The following is a 17,381-nucleotide window of genomic DNA, read 5'->3' on the forward strand; positions in this document are numbered from 1 at the left end:
TCAGGTGTGGTGGTCGCGCTGGATGCGCAGCGTGTGGATCGTCGTGGCCAGGCTGTCGTATTGGCCGACGAGCAAGGTGAACTCGATCAGCCGGCGATCGTCGAGGTGCCGTGACAGTGCGGCCCAGGCGATGTCGGAGACGTCCTTGCTCTCGACCAGTTCGTCGACCGCGCGGAGGATGGCCCGCTCACGGTCGCCCCATCCGGCGTCGGGACCTTCGAGGATGCGCTCGAACTCGGCGTCACCGATGCCCGCCCGGCGCCCCAGTCGTCGGTGATGATCGAGCTCGTACTCGCAACCGCGGAGATGTGCTACCCGGATGATGATCATCTCGGAGTCCTTGCGCGGCAACGTCCCGAAGGGCATCAGCCGGCCGCTGTAGTGCAGCCAGCCGCGGAACAGTCCCTTCGTCCGGCCGAGCGTGGAGAAGATGTGTGCGTCGTCGACGCCGATGACGCGCGCGGCTCCACGCGCGAAGGCGAAATTGAAGGGTCCGAGATCTCGGAGACCACCCGGTGAGACTCGCGGTGCGCTCATGGGGCCACGGTAGACTACGGCCACTATGACTAACAGCACACGGACGTTCACAAGTGTCGAGGAGCTCAAGGCGGCGATCGGCGAAGACCTCGGATCGGGCGAGTGGCTGGAGATCACGCAGGAGCGGATCGATGCATTCGCCGACGCCACCGGTGACCACCAGTGGATCCACACCGATCCCGAACGCGCGAAGTCGGGTCCGTTCGGTACCACGATCGCGCATGGCTACCTCACCGTGTCGCTGCTACCGATGCTCGCCGGCCAGATCTTCACCATCGAGGGCCCCAAGCTCTTCCTCAATTACGGCATGAACAAGCTGCGCTTCCCGAACCCGGTGAAGGTGGGTGCGCGTATCCGCTCCAACGCGGTGATCACCTCGATCGAGGAGACCCCCAAGGGCGTCAACATGGTCGTGACCAACACGGTCGAGATCGAGGGCGAGTCCAAGCCCGCATGCGTCGCCGAGAACCTGCGCGTCCTCGTCTACTGATCCACCCCTGACCGTCTCGCGGCGCTCGGCCTCAACCGGCCGGGCGCCGCGTGCAATCGTTCGGGGCCGGGCGGCCGGCCAGTCGGTTGTTCAGCCAGTCGAGCGCGACCGGGAAACCGAGGAGGGCGCCGGTCAGGTGTTCACCGAAGATCTCCCGGTAGGCGGCGGTGGCGCCGTAGCCGCACTGCTGGCGGTAGAGCGCGCGTGCGCCCGCCGCGGGAATCCACCACTCGTGGGTGCCGTGGTAGATCAGCAAGGGCACCACCGACTTCCGGTCCGCCATCGCGGTGAGCCGATAGATGCGTTCGGCGACGGGCGAGTGGAACGGGTCCGGGTCGCTCGACATCAGCTGCATTGGCATGAAGGTCCCGCCGCCCAGTGCCTCGGGGATGACGCAGACGTTCTTCAGCGGTGAGGTGGCCAGCCATCGCGCGGGGCGGTTGGCCAGCGCGAGGATCTCGGTGCGTTCGCGGGCGATGCCGAAGGTCGCCGCGTGGAACAGCCCGGTGGCCAGGTTCGCGTTCATGCTCCCGACGAGCATGCGGAAGTCCGCGGGAACCCCGCCGAGTGCGGCGCCGACGATCCGGTCGGACAGTTCGGGGGCGTAGTCGCCGACCAGCTTCGACGCCCCGTGCGTCGCGATTGCACCTCCCGAGTAGCCCGCCAGGGCGATGCGACTGTGCCGCAACGTTTCCGGGCGTACGGTCAGGCCGGCGCGGATGGCGTCGAGGATGACATGCCCGGCCAGCACGGGTTCGGCGTACGCCATCCGCGGCCCCTGATGGTCGGGGACGAGGACTGCATGGCCGTCGTTCAGGGCGATCTGGGTGGCGGGCGGGATCAGGTCGGTGGGGTTCGTCGCGATCGAGAAGCCATGCGCCAGCGTGTATCCGGGGGTGCAGGCGGCGCCGAGCGAGTCGATGGGGAGATTGTTGACCAGCAGGGGTCGGGGTCCGCGGGCGGGACGGTTCGGGATCAGCAGTGTCGCGGTGCCGAAGATCGGGGCGCCGGTCGCATCGGTGGTGGCGAACTTGATCAGGGTGGCCGACCGGAGGGGGACGGTGACGACCGGACCCGCGGTGGCCCTGACGTCGCGGACCGCGATGACCCGACCCGGTCGCATCGTCGACAGGTCCGCAGGCCAACGGTCGAACAACGGATCACCGGTGGGCGAGGGCAGCAGCGCCTCCCGCAACTCCAGTGTGCGGTGGTCGAATCCGGCGGCCCGTGCCCGCGGCGGGATGTCTCGCAGGCGCGGGACCGGCGGCGGTGGCACGGCCGCGTCGACGGCCTCGGCGACCGGCGGCGGGACGGGCATCATGTTCGGCGGTTCACCGGGAGCGGACCCCGGCGCCACCGCGCACCAGACAACCACGAGTCCGGTGGCGATCCCCGAGATCAGCGTCCGGCGACCGGTCCGGTGTCGTCGACCGTTCGCGGTTGTCGCCATCGGGTGCCTCCGCAGCGTGTGAGTGCCTCGTCGCCTCACTGCGGTCGACACTAGGACAAGCGACCAGGTGTCGATGTCCGGCGCCCCGATGGTCGTTTCTTCGAGATCGAACCGTGATCCGAATTGAGCCGGACGATGGATTCTCCGGCGATGATCGGGGTGTGTCCTGCCGATGCCCGTGAGGCCGTTTAGCATGACGGAATCCGGACCGGAGGAGCGAGTCGGGCTGACCACTGGGGGTGAGCTCACCCGGAATCGCCCGCATGACAGGAGTGTTGGCGATGCATTCGATGGGCAGGTGGCGACCCCTGACGCTGCGCGCGACGGTGGTCGTCGGCTTCGTCGCGGCCGTGCTGGTCTCCGGTCTCGGGGGGATCGGGTCGAACCCCGTGGCAAGTGCCGAGCCCCCGAACCTGACCGCCATCCCGCCGAACATCCCGGGCGAGATCGACGCGGTCGTGCCGCCGCCCCCGGTCAAGAAGCTCGAGCGCATCCCGCAGAGGTCGAGGATCGAGGGTGGTTCTCGCGAGCTCCAGGAACTGCGTGAGGCCGTCATGCCGTCGCCGGTGGGTGACCGGTTCTTCGATCACTGGCCCGCCGACCTCGCCGGACGCAAGCCCGGCGACCTAATCGCGACCCGGGACGTGACGCCGGTGGCCGGCTTCCTCGTCACGGTGCCCCTGCGTTCGGCTCGGCAGGTCAAGTTCCGCACCACCGATGCCACCGGCGGACCGCTGTTCGGCACCGCGACCCTGTTCGTCCCGCGCAAGCAGTGGACGGGTCCGGGACCGCGGCCGGTCGTCATCAACAACACACCGATCGTCGCACTGGGAACCACCTGCACGCCGGGCTACACGTTCTCCCACGGCTACAACGACGACACCAACAGCACCGACCTGTTCCCGCCGTTGACACAGCTGGCGCTCGACCGCGGATACGCGGTGATCGTGCCCGACCACACCGGCGCCCGAATGGCCTACGCCGAACCGTATGTGGGCGCCCATGTCGTCCTCGATTCCGTCCGGGCGGCCGCGAAACTGGACCCGAAGGAGTTCGGCCGGGGACCGATCGTCATGAACGGATACTCCGGTGGCGCCATCGCGACCAACGCGGCGTCGAGACTCGCCTCGTCGTATGCACCCGATCAGGCCGGGCGGTTCGTCGGCGCGGCCATCGGTGGAGTGCCGGCGGACTACCGGGCCCTGGCCGGCGCGATGAACGCCAACCTGGCCTCCGGGGTCTACCACTCCGCGATGCTGGGTGTGGCCCGGGAGCGTCCCGAGATCCTGGAGATGTCCAACCATGCCGCCCGTTGGCTGGCGACGTCGCCCCTGCGCGATCTGTGCACGGGTGACATGGGCATACTCGGCGTCTCCCACGTGCCCACGCAATTGCTCTCTGCTGACCCGGACCCGTTCCATTCGCCGGTCGCCGAACACATCTTCGACGTCACCTCGATGTCGGGGATGAAGGCGACGATGCCGCTGCTGATCTACCACGGGACCTACGAATGGTGGATTCCCGCGTCCCAGGCGCGGGCACTGTTCGCCGAACAGTGCAAACTCGGTGCGACCGCGATCTACCGGGAGTACCCGGCCGAGCACATCACCGCGGTGTTCACCTCGTTCGGTGACGTGGCGACCTGGCTCGACCGTCGACTCCAGGGAATCCCTGCCCCGAACGAGTGTCGCTGAGCATCAACGATTCTCGGTGATCGCCATGTACGGCGACACCGTGGAGGAGTGCTCGTTGACGCGCAGGGTGGCGCCCAGTGCCGGAAACGCACGCTGTGCGCAGTTGGTGCGTTCGCAGACCCGGCAACCCGCACCGATCGGGGTCACGTGCGCCTGCGGGCCGATCTCGAGGCCGTCGGAGTAGATCACCCGGCCGGCATGGCGGAGTTCGCATCCCATGCCGATGGCGAAGGTCTTGCCGGGTTGCCCGTAGCGCGCCGCACGTCGTTCGACGGTCCGCGCGACCCAGAAGTAGTTGCGGCCGTCGGGCATCTCGGCGATCTGGGTGAGGATCTTGCCCGGCGAGGCGAACGTCTCGTAGACGTTCCACAGCGGGCAGGTGCCGCCGCTGGAGGAGAAGTGGAAACCGGTGGCGGACTGGCGTTTCGACATGTTCCCGGCGCGGTCGACGCGAACGAACGACCAGGGGATGCCCCGCAGGTTGGGGCGCTGCAGTGTCGAGAGCCGGTGGCAGATCGTCTCGTAGGACACCGCGTAGAACGCAGACAGTCGCTCGATGTCGTAGCGGAAATCCTCAGCGGCGCCGTGGAACTGGCTGTACGGGAGGACGACCGCCGCCGCAAAGTAGTTCGCCAGTCCGAGCAGCGCCAGCGACCGGGCGTCTTCGCTGGTGAAGTTGCCCTGGTCGACGAGCTCGTCGAGCAGGTCGTGGTACTCGAGGTAGCAGAGCTCGCTGGCGAGCTTGAAGGTCCGCTGTCCGGCGGAGAGCGCGGCGGAGAACTCGAGCCTGCGCTCCTCGGCATTCAGGCGGTGCAGGGTGTAGTCGCCGAGGTCGACGCGACGCACGATGCTGATGCCGTGCACGTTCTCGATGCGGTTCATGATCTCGCGGCGGATGTCCGCCGAGTGCATACGCATCCGGTTCGTCATCTCCTCGGCGGCGATGTCGAGCTCATGGATGTAGTTGCGGCGCTGGTAGAAGTAGTCGCGCACTTCTTCGTGCGGCGCGCTGATCGTGCCGCGCATGCTGCGGTCGCCGCGTTCGTCGGTGGCCGCGGCGAGCTGATCGGTCGCGATCCGGTAGCGCCGGTGCAGGTTGACCATCGCCTGCGCGATCTCCGGATGTGCCGCGACCATCGTGCTGATCTGCGAGGCGTCGTGCGCGCCCGGCGCGGCCTCGATGTCGTCGTCGAGCAATACCTCACGCAGTTCGGCGACGAGTCGGAGATCGTCCTGGGAATCGAAGAACCCGGCGTCGACGCCGAACGCCTCGGTGATCTTGCGCAACACCGAGGGTGTCAGCGGTCGGGCGTCGTGCTCGATCTGGTTGAGGTACGACGCGGAGATCGACAGCGTCTGTGCAAGGGTCACCTGCGACAGTCCGCGCTCGGAGCGCAACTGGCGCAGCCGGGACCCGACGTAGGTCCTGCTCACTTGCCACCTCCAGAACAGGTGATGCCAGATCGATGATCCTCTACAGGGTACGGTGACCGCGTGCGCTCACCCGACGGCCGACTCCGCACCCCGATGCGGGTGACGGTCGGGGCGTTCGCGCTGGTGACCGGGATGATCGCGGTCACCGGGTGCTCGACCGGGTCCGCCGAGGCGCCTGCCCCGCGCACCCCGGCCGACCTGTTGCTCCCGGCAACCGAGCTGCCTCCGGGATTCACCGCCGAGACGCTCTCCATCGACGACCTGGTCGCGGGGAACCGCGCCGGCATCGACGCCGCGCGCACCACCCGCGTCGCCCCCGGGTACTGCGCCCCCACGGCCGACGCGGACCTCAACGGGGAGCTGACCGCGGACAACTCGGCGGTGCTCGCCGCTCGAGGTGGCAGCGGGGTGCTCGTCGAACTGGTCACCAAGGCGCGACGCGACATCGACGCCGACCGACTCGCCACCAGTGGGCGCTGTGCGCGCACCACCACCGAGATCACCACCGGCAACCTCGCCGGCAGTCGTGTGGTCACCGAGTACACCGAGATCCCTCCACCGGAGGTCGACGGCGGCCCCGGGGCCGGCGAGCAGATGCTGCTGACGCGGTCCGAGGTCACCACGACGCTGCCCGACGGTGGTGTGCGACGCCAGATCGGCTTCGCCGGATACGCCGCCCTGGACCGTCCGTCGTCCGGTCCGGTCACCGTCCAGTTGACGGTGTCGGGAGCTGCGACCCCGGCCGCTGATCCACCTCCCGAACCGACCGAACCGGTCGACTCCGCGGCCTTCGCGGAACTCTTCGACGCGGCCGTCGGTCGGGTCACCGCTCCCTGATCCGGTACTCGAGCGGACCCGACCGACCGTCTACGCGGTGTGAGTGTCGTCACTATGTGCTCCGTCGCCGCCAGGCGAGGTACCCCGGAAATTCGCGCGCCGCTGCGCAGAAGTGTGCTGTACTCGGCAGTAGGAAATCCCAGTACGCGCGTACTTTTTACGATGAACGACCCCAGTCTTCACACGTGAAGATTTGCAAACTTTGCAAAGCGTCGTCAAAAAATAGCCCGGATTTACAGTCGTCGAGGGTTGGACCTGCAGGTTTGTCCTGTGGCACTCTTGCTTCAGGCACCACAGACGAAAGCCCAAGGGTTCGCAAAGTTCGGCCGACACCGATGCCGGACACGCGAGTACGACGCTCTCGGGAACGAGTCGGATGTCTGTCAGCACTCCAGGCCTCGGCGGCGCGCCGGGCCGGTCGTCCCGATCCGACCCGGTCGAGACGAGCAGGACAACGAAAGCGAAGCAGCCAATGAGCAACGTCGGAAAGCCCCGCACCGCCGCGGAAATCCAGCAGGACTGGGACACCAACCCCCGCTGGAAGGGCATCAAGCGCGACTACACCGCCGAGCAGGTCGCTCAGCTCCAGGGTTCGGTCGTCGAGGAGCACACTCTCGCCCGCCGTGGCGCCGAGATCCTGTGGGAGGGCGTGACCAAGGGTGACGGCTCCTACATCAACGCTCTGGGCGCCCTCACCGGTAACCAGGCCGTGCAGCAGGTCCGCGCCGGCCTGAAGGCCGTGTACCTGTCGGGTTGGCAGGTCGCCGGTGACGCCAACCTGTCCGGCCACACCTACCCCGACCAGTCGCTGTACCCGGCGAACTCGGTTCCGAACGTCGTTCGTCGTATCAACAACGCGCTGCTCCGCGCCGACGAGATCGCCCGCGTCGAGGGTGACGACTCGGTCGACAACTGGCTCGTCCCGATCGTCGCCGACGGTGAGGCCGGCTTCGGTGGCGCCCTCAACGTCTACGAGCTGCAGAAGGCCATGATCGCCGCTGGTGCCGCCGGTACCCACTGGGAGGATCAGCTCGCCTCGGAGAAGAAGTGTGGCCACCTCGGTGGCAAGGTGCTGATCCCGACCCAGCAGCACATCCGCACCCTGAACTCGGCTCGCCTGGCCGCCGACGTCGCCGGTGTCCCCACCGTCGTCATCGCGCGTACCGACGCCGAGGCCGCGACCCTCATCACCTCCGATGTGGACGACCGCGACAAGCAGTTCATCACCGGTGAGCGCACCGCAGAGGGCTACTACCACGTGAAGAACGGCATCGAGCCGTGCATCGAGCGTGCGAAGTCCTACGCTCCCTACGCCGACATGATCTGGATGGAGACCGGTACCCCGGATCTCGAGCTGGCTCGCAAGTTCGCCGAGTCGGTCAAGGCCGAGTTCCCGGACCAGCTGCTGTCCTACAACTGCAGCCCGTCGTTCAACTGGAGCAAGCACCTCGACGACAGCACCATCGCCAAGTTCCAGAACGAGCTGGGCGCCATGGGCTTCACCTTCCAGTTCATCACCCTGGCCGGCTTCCACTCGCTCAACTACGGCATGTTCGACCTTGCCTACGGTTACGCCCGCGAGCAGATGACCGCCTTCGTCGACCTGCAGAACCGCGAGTTCAAGGCAGCCGACGAGCGTGGCTTCACCGCCGTCAAGCACCAGCGTGAGGTCGGCGCCGGCTACTTCGACAGCATCGCCACCACCGTCGACCCGAACACCTCGACCGCAGCTCTCAAGGGCTCGACCGAAGAGGGCCAGTTCCACTAGGAACCGACATCGGTCGCACCACGGTGTGACTTCGATCGGTGGCTGACAGATGACCCGGGGTGAGCAGGTCTCCCGACCCGCTCACCCCGGGCTCGTCATACCCACACCTTTCCGGTGCCGCGCGTTTTCAGGAGCCGACCATGCCAACGAGCCGAACCCCGGAGGTCCATCGGACCGCCGAGAAGACCTGCCGAGTCGGCGTCGTGGGAGCCGGACAGATGGGTGCCGGGATCGCCGAGGTGTGCGCCCGGGCCCAGGCCGACGTCCTGGTCTACGAATCCACCAGGGATCTTCTGTCGGCGGGACGCGCCCGCATCCTCAGTTCACTCGACCGCGGGGTGTCGAGCGGCAAACTCACCGAGCGCGAACGCGATCAGGCGGCCGACCGCCTCTCGTTCACCTCGGATCTCAACGATTTCGCCGACCGGCAGCTCGTCTGTGAGGCCGTCGTCGAGGACGAGGCCGTCAAGACCGCGATCTTCGCCGACCTCGACAAAATCGTCGACGATCCGCACGCCGTCCTCGCGTCGAACACCTCCTCCATCGCGATCATGAAGCTGGCCGTGGCGACTCAGAACGCCGGCCGTGTGATCGGCCTCCACTTCTTCAATCCCGTACCCGTGCTCCCTCTGGTCGAGCTCGTCACCACCCCGGTGACCGCTCCCGAGGTGACCGCTCGGGCAGAGACGTTCGCGCATGACGTTCTGGGCAAACAGGTGATCCGTTCCGCCGACCGCTCGGGTTTCGTCGTCAACGCCCTGCTCGTCCCCTATCTGCTCTCCGCGATCCGCATGGTGGAGAGCGGTTTCTCGACGGTCGAGGACATCGACAAGGCCATGATGCTCGGTTGCGCCCATCCGATGGGGCCGCTGAAGCTCGCCGACCTGGTGGGACTGGACACCGTCAAGGCCATCGCCGACAAGATGGTCGAGGAGTTCGACGAGCCGCTCTATGCGCCGCCCCCGTTGCTGGTGCAGATGGTCACGTCGGGTCGCCTCGGCAAGAAGGCCGGGCACGGCTTCTACGAGTACGAGCGAGTTCTCGCCGGCAAGAGGTGAGCTGGGCCACAGGTGTTAGCAGAATGCTTGCATTTGCTAGCACGGCGTGGATACTGGACTACGGAAACACCAATACCGATGGCGCCGCGGTTCCCTAATCTCGCGCGGTGACGAGCCGGAAGATCATGGCGGCTTGCGACATCGCGTCGAACCGACGACAAACCGACATGCGCCCGGCGATGATGCCGAGATCAGCGAGACCGCATGTGCTGCAGCGCGATTGGTGCCAACAGAAGGAGTCACCAGTGACCACCACCCGTAACTACGCCCCGCTCTACGCCGCAGTCGGCGCCGGCGACTACGCCTTCGCGCAGGTCACCGAGAAGCTCACCGAGCTCCGTGAGCGCACCGAGGCCGCCGCCGAGACCGCTCAGACGCGTCTCGAGGCTCGCTACACCGAGACCAAGGCTCTCATCACCGAGCTGCCCGAGACGGCCAAGACCCGCATCGAGACGCTCTCCGAGGAAGTTCCGTCCGAGATCGACGAACTCCGCGGCAAGCTCACCGCCGACGAGCTCAAGAAGCTCGCCGACCCGTACGTCGAGAAGGCCACCGATTTCTACAACACGCTCGCCGAGCGTGGCGAGGCCACCCTCGAGCGCCTGCGCAAGAAGCCGGTCGTCCAGGAGAACCTGACCCGGGTGGAGAAGGTCTACAACGACGCTGTCGACCTGACCGAAGACGCACTCGGTGTCGTGTCCTCGCAGACCCGCCTCGTCGGTGAGCGCGCCGCCAAGCTGGCCGGTCGCGTGAGCGAAGAGGTCGAGGACGTCGCCGTTGCCATCGAGGAGATCGGCGGCGACATCAAGGAGCAGGCCGACGACGCGGCCAAGGAGATCGACGGCGCCGCAGGCACTGTCGAGGCCAAGACCCGCACCGCCGAGGCATCGCCGGCCAAGAAGGTCGCCGAGGCCAAGGACGAGCCGGTTCCCGCCGTGAAGAAGGCTCCGGCCAAGAAGTCGCCCGCCAAGAAGGCTCCGGCCAAGAAGGCGACCACCGCGAAGTAAGCACTCGCGCAAGTCGATACGACGCCCCCGCTACCCGGCGGGGGCGTCGTCGTGTTCGCGCTCAGGTGTTTCCTTCGCGCTTATCCGATTCCCTCCCGCGGGTGCCAGCCGATAAGCGCGAGGGAATCGGTCCCGCCGCAGGGAAACAGTCACGCGGGAATGGGCCTCGACGGCACCAGATCCAGCTTCTCGAGCCAGGGTCGCAACAGCCCCACGACGGCGCCCTTCTCGAGATCCGTCCACGTCCATCTGACGACGATGGCGCCGAGAGCGCGCAGGTCATCCTCACGACGCTTCTCCTGCATAACACTGTCTTCGATGGTGGTCCCCGGTTTGCGCAGACGCCCGTACTTGACCATTCCGTCGAACTCGCCGATGAGCCGCTCGTCCCAGTCGAAGTCGGAATAGTAGGTGCCGCGGCGTCCGCGGAACTCGTGCTGGAGTCGCGGTATCGGCAGACCCGCTTCGATCATCTGAGCGCGACTCCAGGATTCGGCCACGGTCTCGGACAGGGGATCGGCGAGTTTCAATGCCCGTCGCGCAACGCGCACACCGCGGCGTCGACGACCCGCCCCAATCTGTGCGATCTTCTCGGGGCTCGCATCGGATCGTAGTGCCTGATCGAACGCGGCCAGTGCCTGTGCGAAGGTACCGCTCGTCGCGACGTCGACCGCAGTGCGTTCGAGGGTCGTCACCAGAATGCCGTCGACCTCGACGATGTCGTCCTCGCCGGCCGGAGCGGCGTGGACGTGGCGATGCCCTTGTATCGAGCCACCCGACTTCTTCCCGCTCACCACATGCACGTACTCGATGTCCGGTTTGAGGAGCGGCAGACCGTGGACGGCGGCAGCCGACGCATGACTCAGCGGCATCGCCTGCGTATCGGCATCGCCGACGGTCGCGACCGCGATCGCTTTGAGCCGGTGCAGCCGTTGGGCACCCTCATGCCCGTCGAACTGCGCCGACGCCGGTACGAACACGCCCGGGACGAGACGTACGAGCTCGCGGCGGCGGACAGCGGCCGCGAGCTCGTTGTCGGAGATCGCCGCGTCGAGCGCGGCGGCTCTTCTGAGGAGACCGTACTGATCGAGTGGATAGACCATCACCCTTCTTTGACGCACTGGAGCGCCTTTGGGCTCCCGTCGATTTCATCGCCTTCCCGCGTGAGCCTTTCCGTCCCGCGGGACGCCTTCTCTCCCGCTTATCGGCTAGCGCCCGCGGGAGCGAATTCATCAGGCGGGAGGGAAAGAGCTCAGCGGGAGGGGGAGCGGATCGTCAGGACCGCGAGGGCGCCGTCGTCGGAGCGGTAGGTGTGGGAGACGTCGGAGATCCACTCGATGGACTCGCCGGGGCCGGCAGAGTGCTCCTCGCCGACGCGTCCGGCGGCGAGATGTCCACTGGCGACGAGGATGTGCTCGACGACGCCGGGGCCGTGGGCGGGGGATTCGCGGACGCCACCGGGTGTGACGTGCAGCCAGAACACCTCGGTGGTGGTGCCGTCGGCGTGATGCTCGACGTGGAGGAGTTGGGCGGCGAGGTGTGGGCTCGTACCCTCGACCCCGGTCTCCTCGCCGAGTAGCGCGGTGAGCGGCACGCCGAGCGGTCCGGCTACCGCGTAGAGGGTGTCGAGTGTCGGATTGCGCTGTCCGGCTTCGAGTTCCGACAGCGATCCCTTGCCGATGCCGGCTTCGCGGGCCAGCGCGGACAGGCTCATGCCGCGCTGCTCGCGCAACGTCGAGATCCGGGTGCCGACCATGCGTCGACGCTCGTCGCCTGCCGTCATCCCCGGTCGGCCTTCCATGGTCGGTGGTGTTCTGTTTACGGAACGATACCGCTATGCTCGCCCCATGACCAGTACCGCGCCGTCGACTCGTACCGAGCCGGTCATCGCCGGTGTCGTGACCTCGCTGGTCGGATTCACCTCGTCGTTCGTCGTGGTGGTCACCGGCCTGCGTGCTGTCGGCGCGACGCCGGTGCAGGCGGCCTCCGGTCTGCTCGTGCTGACCGTGATGTTCGCGGCCGGGACGATCCTGCTGTCCTGGCGGACCCGACGGCCGGTCACCCTCGCATGGTCGACGCCGGGCGCGGCGCTTCTCGCCTCGATGGCCGGTTCGTACGAGGGCACCTGGTCGTCGGCGGTGGGTGCGTTCCTGATCGTCGGTCTACTGGTCCTGGCAACGGGATTGGTGCCGGCGCTCGGCGATCTGATCGGGCGGATCCCGACGCCGCTCGCCCAGGCGATGCTCGCCGGTGTACTCCTCACGCTGTGTCTCGCGCCCATGCAGTCGCTCGGGGATCAACCCTGGTCGACGATCCCGATCCTCGTGGTGTGGTTGCTCGCGATGCGCTGGCTGCCGCGGTGGGCGCTCCCGCTGGCATTGGTGACCGCATTGATCGTGATCGGCGTGAACCTCGCTGTCGACGGCTACGACGGGTGGGCAGCCGAGACGTGGTGGCCGCGGTTGGCCTGGACCACCCCGACCTTCGACGCCGCCGCCGTCATCGGCATCGCGATCCCGCTCTACATCGTCACGATGGCCTCGCAGAACGTGCCCGGCGTAGCCGTGCTCAAGTCCTTCGGTTACGAAACACCGTGGCGTTCCGCGATGTTCGTGACCGGAACCGGGACGGTGATCGGTGCACCGTTCGGCGGGCACGCGATCAACCTGGCCGCCTTGTCGGCCGCGCTCGCCGCCGGACCCGAAGCGGGTGCCGATCGCTCACGGCGCTGGATCGCCGGCGTCGCAACCGGGTCGACGAGCCTCGTCCTCGCAGCGCTGTCCGGCGCGCTGGTGGTCATCACCGCCATCTCGCCGGAGGGATTGCTGGAAGCCGTTGCCGGACTGGCACTTCTCGCGACCTTCGTGGCAGCGATCATGGGGGCGTTCGAGCAGGTCGAGTTCCGGATACCGGCTGCGCTCACGTTCGTCACCGCCGCTTCCGGCGTGACCTTCGCCGGGATCGGCGGTGCGTTCTGGGCGCTCGTCGTGGGCCTGGTGTCGTGGGGAGTGCTGCGGCGGGGTGGTTTCGATACGGCTCGTCGCTAACGCTCCTCACCTACTCAACCACCAGTTCCGGCTCGTCGCCGGCGCTCCTCACCTACTCAACTGGCAGTTCCGGCTCGTCGCCGGCGCTCCTCACCTACTCAACCACCAGTTTCGATGGCCGAGTAGCGCCGACCGAGCGTAGCGAGGGCGCCGCGTATCGAGGTCAGTCGCTCGCGGCGAGCCGCTTCTTCTCGGCCTCGACATCGAAATCGGCTTTCGGCCAATCGAGTTCGAGGCCGGAGAGGGTAGCGGTGAGCAATTCGCATACGGCGAGCCGGGCAAACCATTTCCGGTTGGCGGGGATCACGAACCAGGGAGCCGAATCCTTGTCGGTCAGCTCGAAGATGTCCTGGTACGCCTCGAGGTAGGCGTCCCAGTGGGCGCGCTCGTCGATGTCGCCCGGGTTGTACTTCCAGTACTTGTCCGGACGGTCGAGACGTTCGGCGAGACGCGCCTTCTGCTCGTCCTTCGACACCACCAGGCAGCATTTGATGATCGTGGTGCCACCGGCGACCAGTTCGGACTCGAACTGATTGATGAGATCGTAGCGCTTCTCCCACTCCGCCTTCGGGACGAGGTTGTGCACCCGGACGGGCAGGACATCTTCGTAGTGCGACCGGTCGAAGATCCCGATCCGTCCCGCGGGTGGGAGGGCCTTGTGGATGCGCCACAGAAAGTCGTGTTGCAGTTCCTCAGGGGTCGGTTTGCCGAAGCCCTTGATGCTCAACCCCTGTGGGTCGACGAGACCACCCACGTGCCGGACGATGCCGCCCTTGCCGGCCGTGTCCATGCCCTGCAGAACCAGCAGAACCGAGCGGTGGTCACCGGAGCGACCGTTGGCGTACAACAGCTCCTGGAGGTCGGCAAGATCCTGTCCGCGAGAGGCGAGGAGCTCGGAACCGGACTCCTTGTCGCCGTCGAATCCCGGCGTCGACTCGGGGTCGAAGGATGCGATCGGTCCGACCGCGCTCGCGCGCAGGGCCTCGGCGGCAGGAGTGAACCAGCCTTTGCTCATGACACGTCCTCTCGTGATTTAACCGGTGCGTCTGTCTCGGTCGCCGGTGGGAACAGCGGCCCGCCGCCGAATGCGCTGCGATGCGAATCCGGTGGTGTGCCATCGTTGTTGACGATCCCGTAGCGGGCGCCCAGTTCGGCGGTGACGAGGGTGTGGCCGTTGTGCGCGGCGAGGTCGGGGTCCTGCGCGAGGCGGGAGATCACGCGACCCACGAATTCCGGATCCTCGGCTCGCTGCAGCGAGAAACCGGCGAACTCGTCGATCCCCAGCGACAGCAGCAGCTCGGTGCGGATCAGGCCCAGCCACAACGAGATCGCGCTGACGCCGGTGCCCTGCAGCTCGACGGCCATGTCCGCGGCCATCTTGTCCAGCGCGGCCTTGCTCATCCCGTACAGCACCGAATGCAGGTGGCCGCGGGAACCGAACGACGAGATGTTCGTGATCAGCCCCCGTCCGGCCTCGGTCATCATTCGGGCCGCGTATACCGACGCGACGTAGTGCGCGCGCAGACCCACGCCGATCAGGGTGTCCCAGTCGTCGACCGGACGCTTCCAGAACGGGTCCGAGAACCCGCCGAAGCCCTTCGGCGCCGCCCACGCGTTGTTGACGAGGAGGTCGAGTTGCCCACCGGAGGAGGCGATCTCGTCGAACACCGCGGCCACCGCGGCATCGTCGGTGTGGTCACACGCGAGGGCGATGGCCCCGTCGGGTCCGGTGCCGTGGCGTGAGGTGACGTAAGTGGTCCAGCCGTCCTCGATGAGCGCGCGGGCGACCCCCTGGCCGACGCCCCGGCTGCCCCCGGTCACCAGCGCGACCCGACTCATGAGCCGCCTGCCGCGTCGGACGGTGCCTCACGCACGGGTTCGGTCAGTGGCGGGGGAGAGGCGAGGAAGGCCTCACGCGAGCCGTCGACGGCGGCGACGCCCACGACCGCGCTCCACACCATCATGGTCAGGTAGTCGACGACCTGGTCGGCGTCGAGCGTGCGGCTGGTCATCCACCAGTCGACGACGTGCTGGATGCCGCCGACGAGGGCGTGCGACCACAGTTCGGCGCCGGTGGTGTCCGCACCGCGCTCGGTCATGCGCATCACAATGCTGCTCATGACCAGTTGCGCGACCAGACGGACCGAGTCAGCGGGAGCAGGCGACGACGTGGGCGAGCTGGCGAGTGCGAAGCGGTACAGGTTGGGTTCGTCGTCGACCGCATGGACGTACACCCCGATGATCGTGTGGGTCAGCGTGTACTCGTCGACGTCGTCGGAGATGGCCTCCGTCAGCCGCGGCCAGATCGTGTTCTCGAAGAAGCGCACCGTGGTCGCGACGCCGAGGTCGCTCTTGTCGGTGAAGTACCGGTAGAGAACGGTCTTGGACACCCCGATGTGGGCGGCGATCTCGTCCATGCCGACATCGGCGCCGAGCTCGCGGACCGCGGCGATGACACCGTCGGTCAGTTCGGTGCGGCGGGCGAGTTTGTGCTTCTCCCAGCGCTGCTTGCGACCGTCCGGTTTGGCGCCGGTCTCGGTGACGGTGGTCAGGACCTGTTCGAGTCCGCGCGTCACGTTGGCCGCAGCCGCCATCGCTGCACGCGCCGCAGCTGCGGGATTGGGGCGGTTGGCCATCACGACGCCAGCGTAGTCGCTTGATGGGTGACACTGGTGCCATGGCATCGACAGTCATCGAAGGAGTCGCCGGGCAGCCCGAGGGCAAGCCCTCGGCGCCGTCTGCCCCCGGATTCGGTGCGGACAGCGCCGGGGACGCCGGCCGGCGCAGGGATCTCCGCAGGATGAAGGCGGTCGCGACCGGCTTCCTGATCTTCGCGGCGGTCGTCTACCTCTTCACTCGTTATCTCGAGCACCGCGACGGCGAAGACGTCGCCGCGTGGGTCGGCTTCGTGCAGGCCGCGTCCGAGGCCGGCATGGTCGGCGCGTTGGCCGACTGGTTCGCGGTGACCGCGCTCTTCCGGCATCCGCTCGGCATCCCGATCCCGCACACCGCGCTGATCCGCAAGAAGAAAGACGACATCGGCGACCAACTCGGCGGCTTCATCGAAGAGAACTTCATGACGCCCGAGGTCGTCGTCTACCGTGCGCAGCAGATCGATCTGCCGCGGCGGTTGTCGACGTGGGTCGCCGACCCGCGCAACGCCCCGCGGATCTCCGGCGAAGCGGCCCGGGCGATCCAACTCGCGTCGGAGATGCTGCGCGACGAGGACGTCGAGCAGCTCATCCAGGCTGCACTGAAGTGGGTCGCCGAGCCGCAGTGGGCGCCGCCGACCGGCCGCATCCTGGAACAGCTCATCGCCGAGGACCGTCTCGAACCGGTCTTCCAGATGCTCTGCGATCGCGCACACGAATGGGCGATCGGCAGCCAGGACCTCATCGACCGCGTGCTCGACCGGGACGGCCCGCAGTGGACGCCGAAGTTCGTCAACACTCTCGTCGGCGACAAGATCCACCGCGAACTCGTCGAGTTCACCTACAAGGTGCGCTCCGACCCCGACCACGAAATGCGCCGGGCGATGCACGAATTCGTGGAGAAGTTCGCGAACGACCTGCAGAACGATCCCGAGATGATCGCCAAGTTCGAGGCCATCAAGTTGGAACTGGTGGGTCGCGACGAGGTCACCGGCGCGGCGTCGACCGCCTGGAAGACCGGCAAGGCCGTCATCGAGCAGATGCTCGACGACCCGAACAGCACACTGCGCAACACGTTGTCGGACTCGATCATCCAGCTCGCGACGAGGATTCGCGACGATCGTCCGCTGCAGGAGAAGATGAACGGCTGGGTCGCGCGGGTCGCGCACCACATCGCCGCGAACTACTCGCAGGAGATCATCTCCGTCATCACCGAGACCGTGCGCGGTTGGGACGCCGACGACACGAGTCGCAAGATCGAACTCCAGGTGGGACGCGACCTCCAGTTCATCCGGATCAACGGCACCGTGGTGGGTGCGCTCGCCGGTCTGGCCATCCACACGACGTCGGTGCTGATCTTCCATTGACGCCGAATCCCGGTGATCCGTCTGTGATCCGACATCCTGTA

16 protein-coding genes are annotated in these 17,381 nt (G+C 67.2%); 8 read left to right on the forward strand and 8 right to left on the reverse strand.

Translation table 11 applies throughout. The features are described 5' to 3' along the window. Entirely contained in the window at positions 1 to 537 is a 537-nt protein-coding gene (locus M1L58_RS04660) for a carboxymuconolactone decarboxylase family protein (RefSeq protein WP_005200308.1), read from the reverse strand. Positions 538 to 562: 25 nt separating this feature from the next. On the opposite strand from M1L58_RS04660, the gene M1L58_RS04665 reads away from it, so the two are divergent. Beyond that, on the forward strand, positions 563 to 1,027 hold the full coding sequence (locus tag M1L58_RS04665; protein WP_005200306.1) for a MaoC family dehydratase: 465 nt from the start codon (positions 563 to 565) through the stop codon (positions 1,025 to 1,027). Between the two features lie 31 nt (positions 1,028 to 1,058). Here the strand turns inward: M1L58_RS04665 and M1L58_RS04670 are convergent, their stop codons facing one another. After that, positions 1,059 to 2,348: a lipase family protein gene (locus tag M1L58_RS04670; protein ID WP_374112659.1), complete on the reverse strand. Its 1,290-nt coding sequence runs from the start codon at positions 2,346 to 2,348 to the stop codon at positions 1,059 to 1,061. A 410-nt stretch (positions 2,349 to 2,758) separates the two neighbouring features. Between M1L58_RS04670 and M1L58_RS04675 the strand changes: the two genes are divergently transcribed. Continuing rightward, a complete protein-coding gene (locus tag M1L58_RS04675) occupies positions 2,759 to 4,171 on the forward strand; it encodes a lipase family protein (RefSeq protein WP_248658055.1) in 1,413 nt (470 codons plus the stop codon). A 3-nt stretch (positions 4,172 to 4,174) separates the two neighbouring features. Here the strand turns inward: M1L58_RS04675 and ramB are convergent, their stop codons facing one another. Next, the gene (gene ramB, locus M1L58_RS04680) at positions 4,175 to 5,605 is read right to left on the reverse strand and encodes an acetate metabolism transcriptional regulator RamB (protein ID WP_248658001.1); all 1,431 of its coding nucleotides are present in this window, start codon (positions 5,603 to 5,605) and stop codon (positions 4,175 to 4,177) included. A gap of 93 nt (positions 5,606 to 5,698) precedes the next feature. Here ramB and M1L58_RS04685 point away from each other — a divergent pair, with 93 nt between their 5' ends. From M1L58_RS04685 to M1L58_RS04700, 4 genes are all read left to right on the forward strand, one after another. Then, complete coding sequence (locus M1L58_RS04685; protein WP_248658056.1) at positions 5,699 to 6,442, forward strand: hypothetical protein; 744 nt, start codon at positions 5,699 to 5,701, stop codon at positions 6,440 to 6,442. 472 nt (positions 6,443 to 6,914) lie between these two features. Beyond that, positions 6,915 to 8,210 (forward strand): isocitrate lyase, encoded by a 1,296-nt coding sequence (aceA, locus tag M1L58_RS04690; protein ID WP_006867263.1) that lies wholly within the window; start codon positions 6,915 to 6,917, stop codon positions 8,208 to 8,210. Between the two features lie 140 nt (positions 8,211 to 8,350). Then, positions 8,351 to 9,268 (forward strand): 3-hydroxybutyryl-CoA dehydrogenase, encoded by a 918-nt coding sequence (locus tag M1L58_RS04695; RefSeq protein WP_248658002.1) that lies wholly within the window; start codon positions 8,351 to 8,353, stop codon positions 9,266 to 9,268. Between the two features lie 245 nt (positions 9,269 to 9,513). Beyond that, positions 9,514 to 10,275, forward strand: a complete 762-nt coding sequence (locus M1L58_RS04700) for a hypothetical protein (protein ID WP_006867261.1) — start codon at positions 9,514 to 9,516, stop codon at positions 10,273 to 10,275. Between the two features lie 149 nt (positions 10,276 to 10,424). On the opposite strand, the gene M1L58_RS04705 is transcribed toward M1L58_RS04700, so the two are convergent. Both M1L58_RS04705 and M1L58_RS04710 read right to left on the reverse strand, forming a co-directional pair. Continuing rightward, a complete protein-coding gene (locus tag M1L58_RS04705; RefSeq protein ID WP_248658003.1) occupies positions 10,425 to 11,378 on the reverse strand; it encodes a hypothetical protein in 954 nt (317 codons plus the stop codon). A 149-nt stretch (positions 11,379 to 11,527) separates the two neighbouring features. Beyond that, positions 11,528 to 12,058, reverse strand: coding sequence for a helix-turn-helix domain-containing protein (locus M1L58_RS04710; RefSeq protein WP_248658057.1), 531 nt, complete (start codon positions 12,056 to 12,058; stop codon positions 11,528 to 11,530). A gap of 64 nt (positions 12,059 to 12,122) precedes the next feature. Between M1L58_RS04710 and M1L58_RS04715 the strand changes: the two genes are divergently transcribed. Next, the gene (locus M1L58_RS04715) at positions 12,123 to 13,322 is read left to right on the forward strand and encodes a benzoate/H(+) symporter BenE family transporter (RefSeq protein WP_248658004.1); all 1,200 of its coding nucleotides are present in this window, start codon (positions 12,123 to 12,125) and stop codon (positions 13,320 to 13,322) included. A gap of 163 nt (positions 13,323 to 13,485) precedes the next feature. On the opposite strand, the gene M1L58_RS04720 is transcribed toward M1L58_RS04715, so the two are convergent. The 3 genes from M1L58_RS04720 to M1L58_RS04730 are packed head-to-tail and all read right to left on the reverse strand — an operon-like array spanning position 13,486 to position 15,958. Further along, positions 13,486 to 14,337: a polyphosphate kinase 2 family protein gene (locus tag M1L58_RS04720; RefSeq protein WP_248658005.1), complete on the reverse strand. Its 852-nt coding sequence runs from the start codon at positions 14,335 to 14,337 to the stop codon at positions 13,486 to 13,488. Continuing rightward, a complete protein-coding gene (locus tag M1L58_RS04725; RefSeq protein ID WP_248658006.1) occupies positions 14,334 to 15,161 on the reverse strand; it encodes an SDR family NAD(P)-dependent oxidoreductase in 828 nt (275 codons plus the stop codon). The genes M1L58_RS04720 and M1L58_RS04725 overlap by 4 nt, the downstream gene beginning before the upstream one ends. Further along, a complete protein-coding gene (locus M1L58_RS04730) occupies positions 15,158 to 15,958 on the reverse strand; it encodes a TetR/AcrR family transcriptional regulator (RefSeq protein ID WP_248658058.1) in 801 nt (266 codons plus the stop codon). Before M1L58_RS04730 ends, M1L58_RS04725 begins: the two co-directional genes overlap by 4 nt. Before the next feature lie 41 nt (positions 15,959 to 15,999). Here M1L58_RS04730 and M1L58_RS04735 point away from each other — a divergent pair, with 41 nt between their 5' ends. Next, entirely contained in the window at positions 16,000 to 17,340 is a 1,341-nt protein-coding gene (locus M1L58_RS04735; RefSeq protein ID WP_040536399.1) for a DUF445 domain-containing protein, read from the forward strand. Positions 17,341 to 17,381 lie beyond the last annotated feature (41 nt).

Origin of the sequence: Gordonia sp. C13 (assembly GCF_023218005.1) — a bacterium.
Taxonomy (GTDB): Bacteria; Actinomycetota; Actinomycetes; order Mycobacteriales; family Mycobacteriaceae; genus Gordonia; species Gordonia namibiensis.